Origin of the sequence: Methylobacter sp. BlB1 (assembly GCF_015476545.1) — a bacterium.
GTDB lineage: Bacteria > Pseudomonadota > Gammaproteobacteria > Methylococcales > Methylomonadaceae > Methylobacter.
In genome coordinates this window covers 1-16,164 of the sequence record NZ_JADMKV010000009.1, presented here as the reverse complement: position 1 = coordinate 16,164, position 16,164 = coordinate 1, and the positions used below count along the sequence as shown (strand labels likewise).

General features: G+C 55.2%; 13 protein-coding genes. 8 read left to right on the top strand and 5 right to left on the bottom strand.

Annotated features, from left to right (window positions below; all coding sequences use genetic code 11):
- Positions 1-26 precede the first annotated feature (26 nt).
- Together IT781_RS05355 and IT781_RS05350 are read right to left on the bottom strand one after the other, a co-directional pair.
- Positions 27-2,213, bottom strand: a complete 2,187-nt coding sequence (locus tag IT781_RS05355) for a YgiQ family radical SAM protein (protein ID WP_194969112.1) — start codon at positions 2,211-2,213, stop codon at positions 27-29.
- A complete protein-coding gene (locus IT781_RS05350) occupies positions 2,210-3,016 on the bottom strand; it encodes a spermine synthase (protein WP_194969111.1) in 807 nt (268 codons plus the stop codon). The genes IT781_RS05355 and IT781_RS05350 overlap by 4 nt, the downstream gene beginning before the upstream one ends.
- 205 nt (positions 3,017-3,221) lie before the next feature.
- Between IT781_RS05350 and IT781_RS05345 the strand changes: the two genes are divergently transcribed.
- The 7 genes from IT781_RS05345 (at position 3,222) to greB (ending at position 12,819) form a co-directional block, all read left to right on the top strand.
- Entirely contained in the window at positions 3,222-3,602 is a 381-nt protein-coding gene (locus IT781_RS05345) for a hypothetical protein (RefSeq protein ID WP_194969110.1), read from the top strand.
- A gap of 23 nt (positions 3,603-3,625) precedes the next feature.
- A complete protein-coding gene (locus tag IT781_RS05340; RefSeq protein ID WP_194969109.1) occupies positions 3,626-4,285 on the top strand; it encodes a DUF2760 domain-containing protein in 660 nt (219 codons plus the stop codon).
- Between the two features lie 245 nt (positions 4,286-4,530).
- A complete protein-coding gene (locus IT781_RS05335) occupies positions 4,531-6,375 on the top strand; it encodes an Hsp70 family protein (protein WP_194969176.1) in 1,845 nt (614 codons plus the stop codon).
- A gap of 140 nt (positions 6,376-6,515) precedes the next feature.
- Positions 6,516-9,272, top strand: a complete 2,757-nt coding sequence (locus IT781_RS05330) for an Hsp70 family protein (RefSeq protein WP_194969175.1) — start codon at positions 6,516-6,518, stop codon at positions 9,270-9,272.
- Between the two features lie 17 nt (positions 9,273-9,289).
- Positions 9,290-9,652, top strand: a complete 363-nt coding sequence (locus IT781_RS05325) for a hypothetical protein (RefSeq protein ID WP_228778943.1) — start codon at positions 9,290-9,292, stop codon at positions 9,650-9,652.
- A gap of 433 nt (positions 9,653-10,085) precedes the next feature.
- Complete coding sequence (locus tag IT781_RS05320) at positions 10,086-12,185, top strand: AAA family ATPase (protein ID WP_194969108.1); 2,100 nt, start codon at positions 10,086-10,088, stop codon at positions 12,183-12,185.
- A gap of 148 nt (positions 12,186-12,333) precedes the next feature.
- Positions 12,334-12,819, top strand: coding sequence for a transcription elongation factor GreB (gene greB / locus IT781_RS05315; RefSeq protein ID WP_194969107.1), 486 nt, complete (start codon positions 12,334-12,336; stop codon positions 12,817-12,819).
- Positions 12,820-13,043: 224 nt separating this feature from the next.
- Here greB and IT781_RS05310 read toward each other — a convergent pair whose 3' ends face one another.
- On the bottom strand, positions 13,044-13,847 hold the full coding sequence (locus IT781_RS05310; RefSeq protein ID WP_194969106.1) for a murein L,D-transpeptidase family protein: 804 nt from the start codon (positions 13,845-13,847) through the stop codon (positions 13,044-13,046).
- 263 nt (positions 13,848-14,110) lie between these two features.
- Between IT781_RS05310 and IT781_RS05305 the strand changes: the two genes are divergently transcribed.
- Complete coding sequence (locus IT781_RS05305; RefSeq protein WP_194969105.1) at positions 14,111-14,590, top strand: peptidylprolyl isomerase; 480 nt, start codon at positions 14,111-14,113, stop codon at positions 14,588-14,590.
- Positions 14,591-14,633: 43 nt separating this feature from the next.
- Here IT781_RS05305 and corA read toward each other — a convergent pair whose 3' ends face one another.
- Together corA and IT781_RS05295 are read right to left on the bottom strand one after the other, a co-directional pair.
- On the bottom strand, positions 14,634-15,698 hold the full coding sequence (gene corA / locus IT781_RS05300) for a magnesium/cobalt transporter CorA (RefSeq protein ID WP_194969104.1): 1,065 nt from the start codon (positions 15,696-15,698) through the stop codon (positions 14,634-14,636).
- Positions 15,699-15,733: 35 nt separating this feature from the next.
- Positions 15,734-16,164, bottom strand: a 431-nt coding sequence (locus IT781_RS05295; RefSeq protein ID WP_194969103.1) for a MarC family protein, incomplete at its 5' end; no start/stop codon positions are given.

The window sequence follows — 16,164 nt, the reverse complement described above, 5'->3', positions numbered from 1 at the left end:
AATGAGTGTTATTATACAGCGTTTTATTATTTTGCCAAGCGTTTTTTTAATTTTTGTTTATTTCCTGTTTTGTTTTTGTTGCCGGACGGGCGAATCCCGCTGCGTTTGTTGTCCAGGCCGGTGTGTTTGGTTTTAAATGGCAGGGTCTTTTTTTCGGCAGGCTCAACGGTGCCTTTGGGCTGGAATGAAGGCACCAGATGATGTTTGCCGTTGCCGATCAGATCGCTGCGGCCCATGTCTCTCAAAGCTTCGCGCAGCAGCGGCCAGTTTTTCGGGTCGTGATAGCGCAGGAAAGCTTTGTGCAGGCGGCGCTGTTTGACGCTTTTGGGGATCGGGATGTCGGCGATTGTCCGGCTGACTTTATGCAAGGTGTCCTTGCCCGAGTGGTACATGGCCGTGGCGATAGACATCGGCGAGGGCAGGAAGGCCTGCACCTGATCGGCCCTGAAGCCGTTGCGCTTCAGCCATAAGGCCAGGTTCAGCATGTCCTGATCGGTCGTGCCGGGATGCGCGGCGATAAAGTAAGGAATCAGGTACTGCTCCTTGCCGGCTTCCTTGGAAAATTTGTCGAACATGGCTTTAAAGCGGTCGTACGTACCCATGCCCGGCTTCATCATTTTCGACAGCGGGCCTTTCTCGGTATGTTCCGGGGCGATTTTCAGGTAGCCGCCGACATGGTGTTTGACCAGTTCCCTGACGTACTCGGGCGATTCCACGGCCAGATCGTAGCGCAGGCCGGAGGCGATGAAGATTTTCTTGATGCCGGGCAGGGCGCGCGCACGCCGGTACAGCTTGATCAGCGGAGTATGGTCAGTGTTCAGGTTGGGGCAGATGCCCGGATAAACGCAGGACGGTTTGCGGCAGGCCGCTTCGATCTTTTTATCCTTGCAGGCCAGTCGGTACATGTTGGCAGTTGGCCCGCCCAGGTCGGAGATATGACCAGTGAAGTTGGGCGAAATGTCGCGTATCGCTTCGATTTCGCGAATGATCGAATCTTCCGAGCGGCTTTGAATGATGCGGCCTTCATGCTCGGTGATGGAACAGAAGGAGCAGCCGCCGAAACAGCCGCGCATGATGTTGACCGAATGCTGGATCATCTCGAATGCGGGCACGTTGGCGTTGCCATAAACCTTGTGCGGCAGACGTGAATAGGGCAGGTCGAAGACGCCGTCCATTTCCTTCGTGGTTAAAGGAATCGGCGGCGGATTGACCCAAAGCAGCCGCGAGCCGTGCTTCTGCACCAGAGGCCGGGCATTGCCGGGATTGGTCTCGCCGTGCATGACGCGCGAAGCATGGGCATAGAGGATCGGGTCGTCCTTGAGGTCTTCATAATCGGGCAGGCGGATCACGGTCTGCGCGCGTTGGCTTCTGATCAGGTGCTTGTCGAACTGGACGACTTTTTCATCGCTTGGCTCGGCCGTGTTTTTGACTTCGCAGGCGGGCTGTTCCTGATAAGGATTCTGCTGCGGCGCCAGAGGGCCGGGTATGTCGAGATGCGTGGAATCCTTGACGATCCAGCCTTCGGGAATCTGCTTGACGAAATGCGCGGTGCCGCGGATGCCTTTCAGGTCGGAGATGGACTCGCCGTTCGCCAGCCGGTGCGCGATCTCGACGATTTGCCGTTCGGCGTTGCCGTACACGAGCAGGTCGGCTTTGGAGTCGAGCAGGACCGATTTACGGACCTTGTCGGACCAGTAGTCATAATGCGCGATGCGCCGCAGGCTGGCCTCGATGCCGCCGATGATGATCGGGACGTCCTTGTAGGCTTCGCGGCAGCGGTGCGAATAAACGTTGACGGCGCGATCGGGGCGCTTGCCGGCGGCGCCATCCGGCGTATAGGCGTCATTCGAGCGGATTTTCTTGTCCGACGTGTAGCGGTTGACCATCGAATCCATGTTGCCGCCGGTCACGCCGAAGAACAGGTTCGGTCGGCCGAGCTTCTGGAAGTCGCGGGCGCTGGTCCAGTCCGGTTGCGAGATGATGCCGACCCGAAATCCCTGTGCTTCCAGCAGCCGGCCGATCAATGCCATGCCGAAGCTGGGATGATCGATATAGGCATCGCCGGTCACGAGGATGACATCGCACGAGTCCCAGCCCAGGTTATCCATTTCCTCCCGGCTCATCGGTAATTCCGGTGCTACGCCGAAACGTTGCGCCCAGTATTTGCGATAGCTGAAAAGGTTGGGTACGGAAGGCAAAGCGAAAGACGTCATGGTTTTATCAGATTAGTCAGCGTGTGGGGGTTGTGCGTATTCAGATCTCTCAGGAAGACCGGAAATTCGATTTGATACTGCTCTTCAAGGGCCAAAGCTCTTGCTCTTAAATCTCTCATGGAATAAAAGGCGGAATGATCATTAAAGGCGAGGGCGATAATATTGCCTTTGCAGCGTACCGGCAGAAATAAAAGTTTCCACTGGAAAATGCGGCCCAGCCATTGGGAAATTTCCCTAAACTGGGAATTTTCGGTGCCCCAAAGATTAATGACCAGCATGCCGTCTTTTTTCAGCAGCCGCTTGCAGGCCTCGAAAAAAGCTTCATTACAGATGGATTCGGCCATGCCTTCATGATCGAAAGCATCGACAAAAAGCAGGCTGTAATGTTCCCGTTCGGTTTCGGTCCGCTTGCAAACGTAGCGTCCGCCGTCATCGATAATAATTTTCAGGCGCGGGTCCAGCGGCAGGCCAAAATGGCTGCGCGCGATTCTGACCACGCTTTTCCTGTATTCCACCGCTTTCAATTTGCATTCGGGAAAATAGTGCAATAAATGCTTGGTGAGTGAACCCCCGCCTAAACCGATAATCAGAGCATCGTCGGCTAACGTTTGCTTGAATAAAAGCCAGCCGGTCATGGCGCGCACGTAAGTCAATTGCAGTATGTGCGGGGCGGCCAGACGCATGCTGCTTTGTCTGGGATGGGAGCCGAAATGCAGGGATCTGATGCCGTTGAGTTCGACCACCTCTATAATGCCGTCATCGTCGTGGCTTTGGTGGATCAGGCGGCCATCATATTTGTACATAAAGATTGCTGGTGTTTAATGGTAACCGAATATTATACAGAGGAATGACGGCCGGCCGGTATTTTTGGATAAATAGCCATTCCGTCATACTATGTTATTTATCATGGACAGCATTGAAAAAATGACATCTGCCCCGATTTAGATGTTGATTACTTATTTTTTAACCAGTTCGCGTAAAATTAAACGTTTAATATTGAGGACTATCATGAAAAAGCTTTTTTTCCTGACTATCTTGCTCTCAGCAGTAACCGCTTTCGCTGACGATGCGAAAAACGAATGGCACAACACCGTACTGACTGAAGCCACAATGAAAAAAATTCAGGAAGCCAAATACGACTATAAAAAATGCGTCGTGGACGAAATGAGAAAACCGGCTTATCAACAAATGGAAAGCCGCAGGGCCACGGAAGACCTTATCAAACAGTGTGAGCCGGCTTTAGCGAAAATGCGTGAAGTATACACGGAAGAAAACGTGCCCGGCGTAATCGCCGACCGCCATCTGAAACAGATGCGCATCCAAACCACTCGTACCGTGCTTCAGGAACTGATGTTTGCCGAAGCAGCCCGTAAAGCGGGTCAACAATAATAATCGAAAGAGCTCCTAATTGAATGAATACTAACTACGCAATTGATTTGACGCTGGTGCCGACCACGTTCGACTTGTGGCATGTATACTTGGCCGGCGCCGTGGCGCTGTTGTCACTGATCCTGATCATTTTGCTGCTGGCCATGGTGATCAGTCTGGCCCGCGGCCGCAAAAAAGCGGTAGCGCCGGTTGTCGTGCCAGCCGCACCTGCACCTGCGCCTGAACCCAGAGTCATCGAGAAAATCGTCGAAGTCGAAAAAATCGTTCATGCCCCGGCGCCGGAACCGGTGATATTGAAAGAAGCAACGCCCGATGCCGCCCTGCAATTACTGGGACTGCTGCAAAAAGAGGCGCGTTTTATCGATTTCATCAAGGAAGATATTTCCGCCTATGGCGATGCCGATGTGGGCATTGCCGCGCGCGTCGTACACGAAGGTTGCAACCGGGCTATCAACGAGCACTTCAGCCTGGCGTCCGTACGCAGTGAGCAGGAAGGTTCGAAGCTGACCCTGCCGCAAGGCTTCGATGCCGCCAGCGTGCGCTTGACCGGCAATATTGTCGGTACGGCGCCGTTTACCGGCACGCTGGTCCATAAAGGCTGGAAAGTGACTGACGTCCGCCTGCCGAAACTGACTCAGGGCCATAATGCCCATATCGTTGCACCTGCGGAGGTCGAGCTATGAAAGGGCTGTTCAGTCATATAAAGCCGGATGCGTTGAAGAAAAAGGATGAGAAACCCGACACTTCTGCGCCTGCGCCAGAGCCGGAAAATGCCGCTCCTGCCGCTACGGATTCAGCGCCTGCAGCGAGCGCAATGCCGGAAACTGAAAAGGTTGAAGCTGTAGATCAGCAGGCTAGCGATACTTCACCAGCGGGTGAGAACCTGCAAGCAAGGGATGAGCCGCAAGAAAGTGATGAGATTGCTGAAATGACCGCTCACGACGGGCCAAGGTTTTCCGTCGGTATCGACTTGGGCACGACGCATTGCGTCCTGTCTTATGCCGATCTCACCAAAATTGATGATGAATTTTACCAGCAGGTCATGGCCATACCGCAATTGACCTCGCCCGGTGAGGTTGAGGAAAAAGAGCAGTTGCCGTCGTTTCTGTATCAGGCGCACGAAGCCGAACTAGCTGAGGGGTCGACCTCACTGCCATGGGCGCCCAAGCCGGATTACCTGGTCGGTGAAATCGCCCGTAACCTGGGCAGCAAAACGCCGATCCGCCTGGTCGCCAGCGCCAAGAGCTGGTTGTGCCATGCCGGCGTCGACTGCAAATCACCCATCCTGCCGGCCGAGGCACCGGATGAAATCGAGCGTGTCTCGCCTTTCGAGGCCACGACGGCTTATCTGCAACACATGCGCGATGCCTGGGAAAGTCTGCATCCCCATGCGCCGCTGGATGAGCAGGATCTGGTCATTACCGTGCCGGCCTCGTTTGATCCGGCGGCGCGCGAGCTGACCGTTGAAGCGGCCCGGTCTGTGGGCCTGAATCAGGCGATTCTGCTGGAAGAGCCGCAAGCGGCTTTGTACAGCTGGATCGAGAAAAGCCACGGCGACTGGCGTAATTACGCCACTTGCGGCGATATCATCCTGGTCATCGATATCGGCGGCGGTACGACCGACTTGTCATTGATCGCTGTCACCGAACAGGACGGCAATCTGGAACTGACCCGTGTTGCGGTCGGCGACCATATCCTGCTCGGCGGCGACAACATGGACCTGGCGCTGGCCTACACGGTCAAAGCCAAGCTGGAAAAGGACGGCAAGCGCCTCGAGCCCTGGCAGATACAGGCGTTGACGCACAGCTGCCGCGATGCGAAGGAAAAAATCTTCAATAATGCCGAGATCGATACGATTCCGCTCGTCGTCGCCAGCCGCGGTTCGTCGCTGATCGGCGGCACGCTGCGCACCGAGCTAACGCGCGAAGAAGTCAACCGCGTGTTGGTCGAAGGCTTCATGCCCAAGGTTGCGGCCAGCGACCGGCCCATTACCCGCACGCGTACCGGTTTAAGGACCGCGGGCCTGCCTTATGCGCAGGATGCGGGCATTACGCGGCATCTGGCGGCGTTCCTGGCTAAACAGCAGGGCGCGGCAGTGGATTTGAAAGACGTCAATCTGCCCGAGCACGCGTCATTCCTGCACCCGACGGCCGTGCTGTTCAATGGCGGCGTGCTGAAAGCGCAGGTGCTTGCCGACCGGTTGATGGAAGTCCTGAATTCCTGGCTGAAGGCCGAGCAGGCGCCTGAAGCCAGACTATTGCCAGGCGTTGATCTGGATCTGGCCGTTGCGCGCGGCGCCGCTTATTACGGTTACGTGCGCAAAGGCAAAGGCGTGCGCATCAAAGGCGGCACGGCGGCCTCTTATTATGTCGGCGTCGAAAGCGCCATGCCGGCCGTACCGGGCATGGCACCGGAAATCGAAGCCTTGTGCATCGCGCCGTTCGGCATGGAAGAGGGCACTCAGGAGGAACTGCCTCATGATGAATTCGGCCTCGTTATCGGCGAGCCGGTGCGTTTCCGCTTCTTCGCGTCCAACACGCGCCGCGATGATCAGGTAGGCACGCGCCTCGATTATTGGGCGCCTGACGAGCTTGAAGAGCTGGATGAAATCGAGGTTACGCTGCCGGAAGAAGGCCGCCGGCCCGGTGAAATCGTGCCGGTGCATCTGTGTGCGGCCGTGACCGAAGTCGGTACGCTGGAATTGCAGGCCGTATCGCAAAAAGACAATGGCCGCTGGAAGATCGAGTTTGATGTCAGGGCCGGGGAAGAATAGCAGGTTCCCCTGATAACAGGGCGGCCGGTCGGTCGCCCTGATGATATCGGCTGAATCCGGCAAATATCATCCCAATGACTCATGGAAGAGGCTAATTTAAATAGCCTGGATCAATTGGACTCTTGAAATCATATAACACCGTGCAAAATCAATCCGCCAAGTATTTAGTCGGCATCGACCTGGGCACAACGCATACCGTTGTTGCCTTTGCCAGAGCCGATAAACCCAATTCCGAAATCGAAATTTTTCAGGTCGAGCAGCTGGTCGCTCCCGGCCAGGTTGCGGCGCGGCCTTTGCTGCCGTCCGTGCGTTACCATCCGGCCGCCGGCGAGCTGTCTGGGGCCGATGTCGCTTTTTCGCCTGCTGGCGAGACGGCCGTGATCGGCGAGGCCGCGCGTCTGTTGGGCGCCAAGACCAAAGGCCGGTTCGTGACCAGCGCCAAAAGCTGGCTGTCGCATCCGTCGGTCGATCACAGCGCCGAAATCCTGCCCTGGGGCAGCAGCGACGACATTGACAAAGTATCACCGATCGATGCCAGCGCCAGTTATCTGGCGCACATCCGTACGGTCTGGGGCCACCGGTTTCCCGATGCGCCCCTGGAAAAGCAGGACATCGTCATTACCGTGCCGGCCTCATTCGATGAGGCGGCGCGCTCGCTGACGCTGGAAGCGGCCAGAATCGCAGGCTTCCCCAATGTCCGCCTGCTCGAAGAGCCGCAGGCAGTGTGCTACGACTGGCTGAGACGCCACGCCGGCACAATCGGGCAGGCGCTGGCCGATGTCCATCTGCTGCTGGTCTGCGATGTCGGCGGCGGCACGACCGACCTGACGCTGATCAAGGTCGAACACGGCGAACAGGAGCCAAAATTGACCCGTATCGGCGTCGGCGAGCATTTGATGCTGGGCGGCGATAATATCGACCTGGCCCTGGCGCACTTGGCCGAGAGCCGGCTGGTCAGCGACGACAGGCGCTTATCGGCGGCCGATCTGTCGCAGCTGATCGAGCAATGCCGTATCGCCAAAGAGCGGCTGCTGGCCGAGGATGCGCCGGAGCGGGTCAATGTCACCCTGCTGGGCGGCGGCTCCAAACTGATCGGCAGCTCGCGTTCCGCTTCACTGAGCCGCGATGAGGTCAGGGCCATCGCCCTGGACGGATTCTTTCCGCTGTCGGGGCTGGATGAATTGCCGGACAGAAAGCGCAGCGGCGTGGTGGAGTTCGGGCTGCCTTATGCGGCCGAGCCGGCGGTCAGCAAGCATATCGCCGCATTTTTGAAACTGCACCGCGAAGCCTGCCGTGAAGCGTTGAAAGGCGAGGGTGTGGTGCCCGATGCGTTGCTGCTCAACGGCGGCGTGTTCCGCAGCCGGCCGCTCACGCAGCGCACGATCGAGCTGATCAATTCATGGGCCTCCAAGCCGCCGGTGCTGCTGGAAAACAAGCACCCTGAATTGTCTGTGGCTTTGGGCGCGGTCAGTTACGCCATCGCGCGCCGCGAAAAGAAGCTGAAAATCGGCGGCGGCGCAGCGCGCAGTTATTTTCTGCTGGTCGATACCGACAAAGCCGTGCAGCAGGGCGTCTGCATCCTGCCGCGCGGCAGCGAGGAGGGCGACGAGGCGATCCTGAAAGACCGGCAATTTGCCTTGCGTCTGGGACAGCCTGTGCGCTTCCATTTGGCCTCGCTATCCGGCGATGCGCCGTTCAAGCCCGGCGATCTGACCGACATTACCGACCAGTTCCATTCTCTGCCGCCTCTGGCCGTGGCCTTCGGGGCTGACGAGGAACAGGGCAACCGCGAAGTCATCGTGCAGCTGGCCGCGACCCAGACCGAAATCGGCACGCTGAAAATTCAGTGCGTGTCCGTGGCCGACAGCACGCAGCGCTGGGATGTGGAATTCCAGATCAGAAAGAAAGGCATGGCGGGTCTGCAAGCCGATGTGGTCCTGCCGGCCCAGTTTAATGCCGCAGTCGAGAAGATACAGACGGTCTTCGGTTCAAAGTCCAAGCAGGTCGATCCCAAAGCGGTCAAGAACCTGCGCGCCGATCTGGAAAAGCTGCTGGGCAGCTCGCGCAATGAATGGGAAACGCCGCTGCTTCGGGCCATGTTCGCGGCGCTGCTGGATGGCCTGAAGTATCGCCGCCGTTCCGATAACCATGAAAGGGTTTGGCTCAGCCTGACCGGCTTCTGTCTGCGTCCGGGATTCGGTTATCCGCTCGACGACTGGCGCGTGGAACAGCTCTGGAAAACCTATCCGCAGGGCATCCAGTTTGTCAACGAAGCCCAGAACTGGAGCGAATGGTGGACGCTGTGGCGCCGTATTGCCGGCGGCCTCAGCAGCGAGGCGCAGGAGCAGATCTTCAACGATATCGCCAAATATATCGATCCGACTGCCGCCAGGCAGCCCGCTGTCGTCAAACAGCTGAAGACGCGCAGCTATGACGACATCGTGCGTCTGGCGGCAGTGCTGGAGCGCCTGCCGGTCGACAAGAAGATACAACTGGGCGAATGGCTGCTGAAGCGCTTGCAGAAAGCCGGTGAGTCCAGCCAGACCTGGTGGGCCGTCGGACGTATCGGGGCGCGCATGCCGTTTCATGGCAGCAGCCATAATGTGATCCCCGCCGATACGGTCTGCCTATGGCTGAAACAGATGATGTCGGAAGACTGGAAGAAAAATCCTCAGGCCGGTTTTGCCGCAACGCTGATCGCGCGCATGAGCGGCGACCGCGCGCGCGACATCGACGAGGCCGTGCGCAGGCAAATCATTGACAAATTGAGGCTGAGCAAGGCACCTTCATCCTGGGTAGACATGGTCGAGCAGATACGCGAGCTCGATGAAAAAGAGGAGAAACAAATTTTTGGCGAGGCACTGCCGCCGGGGCTAAAATTAATCAATAATAATTAAAACTTAGCAAACTAAAGATGAAATCAGTCGGCATTGTCATGGTGGTGGGATTTATCCTGCTTTATTTCGTAAATGCGGCCTTTAAAGTGGATATATGGCACCAGGAGATTCTGATCCACAGTGCCATCCGATTCTTTACCGGCTTTATCGCTATCGGAATCTGGTTTTTTTTAAAGCATAAAATCAGATTCATGAACGTGTTATATGTCATTTTAGCCGTGGCATTCGCCGATGATATCTGGGATTATTTTAGAAATATCAACAGCTTTAAGTTCGAAGCCGAGCTGCACGGCGCTTATATGCTGCTATGGGGGGCTCTGGCGGGTTATGTGTTCGCGAGGCATTTAAAGAACAAGAGAGATAAACGGTGGGAGCTCTAGTCTGGATATTTCATAAAACCACAGAGAACACGAAGAAAAGCAAGCCGTTGTCATTCTCTTCACTGATCACTTCATGAATTCATCTGAAAATATTGGCAAGCATCTGAATTGAAAAACCTTCGTGTACTCGATTGCTGTTCCAGACGCAATTCTACCTTCTGCATCCATGCAGTCGTTCGTGGTGAAATATTCAGATTAATGACTACATCATCAATCGTTTTCTTAAGCAGCGCTCTTAAATCAGGTATCGAAATGTGTGTCTGAGGCAATTCACTGCACATCAACTCTTCTTCGACCCTTTCTGGCCCGGTTTCTGTGTATTTGCACAAAGGCAACGGAACCTCAGGCTTGAATCAGGGTCTAACAGGCTTTTGTTCAGCGCACTCATGCTCCGGCCCCGGAACATGACTAGCGCCCGCTTTGAGGTACTTTCATGTCAGATTTGTCGAAATCCAGCGATGCAGCTCCGGCCGCAACGCGTCTCAGGCTCGCCATCAAGAAGGCTGCCGGCCGGCTGCAGGACTGGTTTGTAATCCAATCGGTGGCCGTCAAGCTGACGGTGCTGGCCGTTGCCCTCCTGATTCCCGTCACCGGTATCTATTCGTTCACACTCATCCAGAAACAGGCTGTCGTGGCCGAGCAGGTCAAGAGCATGACGACGGATGAGGCGGCGTGGACGCTCAACGACAAGCTGCCCGTAGTGTTCGGTACTGGTTCAGTGTTGAGTTTTCTGGAAGCGAACCCGGTCGAGCGCATCACCGTGGTCTACGAGCCGCTGCTGTGGAACATATCGGAGCGCATCATCCTGGTTGAATCGCAGGGCAAACTGCATGCGTATTACCCCAGCGACATGGAGGCCAAGATCTTCGCCGACAAGGCCGTCACTGCGCCGTGGGGCGGCAAGCTTGCCTTCATACCGCGCGCAGAGCTCAATCCCGGCAGCCTTGAATTGTTCGAGCTTCTGGACCAGCGCTTTGCCAGCGCCCGTCCGCAGTCCGAGAACGACGACTTGAAGGCCGGCGTCAGCGGTGTAGTGTCGGTCCTGCTGACACTCGGTGTGCTGGGCTTCCTGTACTTCCAGCTCAAGAGCCAACACAAGTCGCTCAAGTTCGTCGAGCCGGCACAGGTGGACGGTTCCATCGACGACCTGGTGGGCATGGATGACATCAAGGCCGAGGTGGCGCAGATCAAAGATCATTATGAACGCCGCGCGGAATATGCCGAGTACGGCATATTCAAACCCTTCAATGTGATGTTCAGCGGTCCGGCCGGTACCGGCAAGACCAAGCTGGCCAGCTATCTGGCCAAGGAACTGCAGCTGCCCATCCTGTTTCATTCTGCAGCCAACCTGGAAACGGGCTTCGTGTCCGGCGGCTCGAATACACTCAGCCGCATTGTGGCCATGGCCAAGCGGCGCAAGCGTTGCATCGTCTTTCTGGACGAGGCGCAGGATTTGTTCATGAAACGCGGCGGCCGCCGCAAGTTTGACGACGACACCGCGAACACGTTTCTGTCTATGCTGGACGGCGTGCGCAGCAAGAACGAAGCGGAGATCATCTGGATCGTGGCCAGCAACTTCAACAGCGAAACCATGGAAATGGACGAGGCCATGCTGCGCCGCTTTCAGATGAAGGTGGACTTTCGCATGCCCAATCAGTCAGAGCGGCTGGCTATCTTCGGCCACTACCTGGGCCAGCGGGCCGACAAGGTACTGCCCGACCTGGACCTGCGCCATCTGGCGGAAGTTACCGAAGGCCGCAGCCCGGCCGACCTGGAGACCATCGTCAACCAGGCAGGTATCACGGCCGTGAAGACGGGTGGGATGATTGGTGCCGATACCCTGATGCAGGCTGCCGAGCGCGTGCTGGTGGGCAACGTCAACACCAACACAACGAAGGAACGCGAGCGCGACCGCCGCATCATCGCCGTGCACGAATGGGGCCACTTCCTGATGGATCTTGCACGCGAACGCCAGCTGACCAACGACAACTGGGAGCAGATCCTGGCCGACATGAAGACCATCAAGATTTCGCTCAAGGCCAATCCACGCACCAACGCATTGGGCTTTGTCTTCCACAAGCAGGGGACCAACCTGCTTAAGACCAAGGGCGACATCGAACACGATGTGCGCGTGCTGCTGGGGGGTATGGCCAATGAGGAACTGTTCTTTGGCGAAGATGGCACGACCAACGGCGCGCACAACGACATCACCCGCGTGACGCAGTTGCTGCACCACGCCGTGGGCGAGATGGGCATGTACCGCAAGACCCGCCTGAACTTCGGCGCGCTCTCCCGCGAGAGCCGCGAAGTGGACGAGGAAACGCGCAGCATCATGGAAGCGCAGAGCGAGCGCATGTATGGCGAAACCAAGGCCGTGCTGGCTAAGCTCAAGCCGCTGACCGAGCATCTGGTCGGCAAGCTCCTGGAAGCCAATGAAATGAGCCTGAGTGAGGCGCTGTTCGAGGTCCGCAGCTTCGAGGCGGCCTGTAGTGTGCAAGAATTTCAGATTGAAGCTGAGATCGAAACAGTTTGACACTTGCAGCATCACATAAAAATGCGCTCAAGGCTGACAAGCTATTGCGTACAGCGACGGCAGGCGCTTGCGCCACCGGGTTTCGATAATCACGGCCTAAAATTTAATATTCATATAAATTATTGAAGTAAATCAATCATAAAAAACAATGACTTCTAGAAATAATCTGATAACTCGTGAAGGAAGAACTCAGTTGGAAAACGAGCTGGATTATCTTTGGCGGATAGAGCGCAGAGCGGTAACGCAATCCGTCACAGAAGCTGCAGCACATGGCGATCGATCAGAAAATGCCGAATACAAGGAAGGGAAGCGACGGTTAAGAGAAATAGATCGTCGAATCCGTTTTCTTACCAAGCGGTTGGACGTTTTAAAAGTTGTTGATTATTCACTCCAGCAAGAAGGTAAAGTATTTTTTGGAGCTTGGGTGGAGCTTGAAAATGAGGCGGGGGAAATCGTTCATTATCGAATAGTTGGCTCAGATGAATTTGATCCACACAAAAAGGCGATTAGCATAAATTCGCCTATGGCCAGAGCGCTTATTGGAAAATCAGTTGATGATGAGATAGTGGTTATTACCCCTGAAGGGAGAAAGGAGTGGATTATCAATGCAATTCAATATAAACCTTTTGATTGAGGCTGTTGGCCGGAAATAGCTTTATCAGGATTTACGCAGTTCGCCTGTTCAACCGCCGAAACAAGCGATTTTAAAACTTGTGAGGGCGGCTTCGCCTAGAGCGCCCACAGGCTTGCGTAAGTCTTGATTGATTATCTCAAATCAAAATAACCAGCCGCCAATTGGAAATTGGCGAGCGTATTCGTGGCCGGTTTTTTTCGATTCCAACACGCCAGACTGGATGATCACAGTCCGGCGGCAGCCACCGGCTTCGATCCAGGCGACAGGGCTTTAATTTCGCGGGAGATCCGCGAGTAAAGCTCCGGAGTCCATGCCGGGAGGCCTTCGATGTCAGCCTTCAGAGGGAAAATTCTGGGGTCATGCGGGGCAATCACAACTTTCACATTTTCAGCGCCCGTGTGTGCGGTCAGGACGAAAAGTTCCTCTATCGTTTCGTCTTCCATGGCCAGGCAGCCGAGGGAATTGGCTTTGCCATGGATAAAAATATCCGACCCCGGATCAGAGCGTCCTTCCTGCCATGCATGGAAGAGGTCGAATTCGTTGGGGTAATTTAATTTCATCGACAAGTGGAAATGGCTGTTCGGATTCAGTCCCGCGATCCGGTAAACGCCCTCCGGCACCTGCATGTCACCTTGACGCAGCTTGGGGCCGGGCACACCGCTGGCGGCGCGGATGCGATAATTGCGGATGAGGCGGAACTCGCCGCTGTCTCTGGCCCAGAGCTCCAGCTTCATTTCCTGTTTCAAGGCGATGAACGTCACTTCCCGGGGCGGATAGGCCACCTTCGCCTTGTCGAAATAGGGTTTGAGTTTGCTCGTTGCATAAGCGCCATAAGTTTGCAGAACATCCTGCACGGTCCGTTGGCCAAGCAACTTGCTGGGCGGGATGTCATGAGTTTTCCTCGCAGCTTGAGTCTGCGGTTTGACGACCATGGCGCTGGCGGTAGGAGCGGTGGGCTTGTGGCCGGAGCAGGCGAAGAGGAATCCTGTCGCGGCCAAGCCGACGATGATTTTGGCAGTTGATTTCATTATAAACGCTGGAAATGAAAGGGGAGCGACATAGTTTAGGTAACCCTCAATCTGTCCGCAAGCTCAAGATTTATCCGGCGAAGGGGAATAGTGCAGGATTTACGCATTTTACCTGTGATTGAGGCAGCCGCCAGCGTGATATGTAAGAATTCCTCATGGCTGATTTCAATCATAGGATTTTGGCTTTGTCGCTTATTTTTCCAGACAAATGCTCGATAAATCGATATGATAGCCACCTTTTAATTCACGAAAAAGGTTTCAACATGCAAGTAGCAGACAATATGGCTGTTTCTATTCACTACACTTTGACCAATGATGCCGGCGAGGAGTTGGACAGTTCAGTTGGGGATGAGCCGTTGGTTTACCTGCATGGCATGGGAAACATCATTTCCGGCCTGGAAAAAGCCTTGACGGGTAAATCGGCAGGGGACAAATTCAACGTCCACATCGAGCCGGCGGATGCTTATGGCGAACATGAAGACGATATGGTTCAGGTTCTCCCTCGGGCGATGTTCGAAGGCATAGACACGGTTGAAGTCGGCATGCAGTTTCATGCCGATGTCAGCTCAGGTCCGGGCATTGTCACAGTGGTCGATGTCGATGGCGATGACATTACCATCGACGGCAACCACCCGCTGGCCGGCGAAGCGTTGAATTTCGACGTTGAAGTCGTAGCGGTCAGGCCCGCAACACAGGACGAGCTCGCGCACGGGCATGTGCACGGCGCCGGTTGCCATCACTAATTTATTAGAGATACCGGTTCCGGCATCAGCGGAACCGGTTTGCCTAAAGCCAGTTTTTCTTCTTGAAGTAGCCGAGCAGAAAGACCGAGATGGCGATAAAGACGCCCCATAAGGCCGGATAAGCCCACTTCCATTTCAGTTCCGGCATATACTCGAAGTTCATGCCGTAGACGCCGGCGATGAAAGTCAATGGAATGAATATCGTGGCGAACACGGTCAGGACTTTCATGGTTTCGTTCATTTTGTTGCTGACGCTGGATAAGTAAATGTCCATCATGCCGGCGATCAGATCGCGGCAGGACTCCATGGCTTCGATGACGCGTATGGCATGGTCATAGACATCGCCGAAATAGCGCTTGGTGCGCTCCTGCAGCAAACCCGACTCGCTGCGCTGTATGCCGGCCAGCAATTCCCGCAGTGGCGAGACGCTTCTGCGCAAGAAAATCAATTCGCGCTTGATGATCTGTATGGTCGCCAGCGTTTTTGCCGAGGGCGATGACAGCAATTCATCCTCGACGGTTTCAATCAGCTCATCGAGCTTATCCTGCAGCGTGAAATACTCATCAACGACAGTATCCATGATCACGTAAGCCAGGTAATCCGTGCCGAAATTGCGCAAGCGGCCTTTCTCATTGTTGAGCTGGGCCAGAATCGGATCGAATATATCGTCGGGTTTTTCCTTGAAAGAAAAAACGAATTTGTCGAGGACCAATAAGCTGACCTGTTCATAGGCCACGTCAAATACGTCGTCACTGAGGGACAGGGCTTTCAGGACGATGTACAGATAGTCCTCATAATCCTCGAATTTGGGCCGTTGATGGGTATTGAGGATATCTTCAAGCACCAGTGCGTGAATACCGAAATGTCTGCCGATAGCCTCGATGGCCGAAACGTCTGTCAGACCTTCGATATTAACCCAGGTTACCGTATCGGTATCTTTATACGGCAGAATGTCGTCGATCGATTTGACGATGCGCTTTTCGAGCATGGATTTATTGTAATCCACAACCGTGATGCGGTTTTCAACCATGTGCACTTCGCCGACATGCACAAGCGATCCGGACGGCAGGCCGGATTTTTCAGACGAATAACTTAATGATTCAGACATGATAAAAAATAATCAGGTGAGCAGTATTGCAGGTTTCAGCCGGCCAATACCGGGAATAAGCCTTTCAGGCCGCTGGCGATAAATTCAACAGCCAGCGCTGAAAGAATCAGCCCCATTAGCCGGATGAATATGTTGATGCCGGTTTGGCTGATATGCCGGACCAGCCAGGGAGTCGTTCTCAGCACGATCCATAAAATTATCATGACGGCAATGATATCCAGGCTCATGAACAAATAATGATTGATATCGGTGCCCCGGTGCGAATACAGGATGACCGTGCTGATGGCGCCCGGCCCGGCCAGAAGCGGCATCGACAAAGGCACCACGGCAATGGATTGTTTGGCTTCGCCTTCTTTGGCTTCCTTTTTGGTGTGCACGGTTTCGCTGATTTTAGCTTGCAGCATGGAAAGCGCCATCAGCATCAGCAAAATGCCGCCGCTGACCCGGAATGAATTGAGGCTGATGC

Excerpts from the sequence above, each read along its gene's own strand:
- IT781_RS05355 (WP_194969112.1), bottom strand. The coding sequence starts at position 2,213 with ATGACGTCTTTCGCTTTGCCTTCCGTACCCAACCTTTTCAGCTATCGC.
- IT781_RS05350 (WP_194969111.1), bottom strand. The coding sequence starts at position 3,016 with ATGTACAAATATGATGGCCGCCTGATCCACCAAAGCCACGACGATGAC.
- IT781_RS05345 (WP_194969110.1), top strand. The coding sequence starts at position 3,222 with ATGAAAAAGCTTTTTTTCCTGACTATCTTGCTCTCAGCAGTAACCGCT.
- IT781_RS05340 (WP_194969109.1), top strand. The coding sequence starts at position 3,626 with ATGAATACTAACTACGCAATTGATTTGACGCTGGTGCCGACCACGTTC.
- IT781_RS05335 (WP_194969176.1), top strand. The coding sequence starts at position 4,531 with ATGACCGCTCACGACGGGCCAAGGTTTTCCGTCGGTATCGACTTGGGC.
- IT781_RS05325 (WP_228778943.1), top strand. The coding sequence starts at position 9,290 with ATGAAATCAGTCGGCATTGTCATGGTGGTGGGATTTATCCTGCTTTAT.
- IT781_RS05320 (WP_194969108.1), top strand. The coding sequence starts at position 10,086 with ATGTCAGATTTGTCGAAATCCAGCGATGCAGCTCCGGCCGCAACGCGT.
- greB (WP_194969107.1), top strand. The coding sequence starts at position 12,334 with ATGACTTCTAGAAATAATCTGATAACTCGTGAAGGAAGAACTCAGTTG.
- IT781_RS05310 (WP_194969106.1), bottom strand. The coding sequence starts at position 13,847 with ATGAAATCAACTGCCAAAATCATCGTCGGCTTGGCCGCGACAGGATTC.
- IT781_RS05305 (WP_194969105.1), top strand. The coding sequence starts at position 14,111 with ATGCAAGTAGCAGACAATATGGCTGTTTCTATTCACTACACTTTGACC.
- corA (WP_194969104.1), bottom strand. The coding sequence starts at position 15,698 with ATGTCTGAATCATTAAGTTATTCGTCTGAAAAATCCGGCCTGCCGTCC.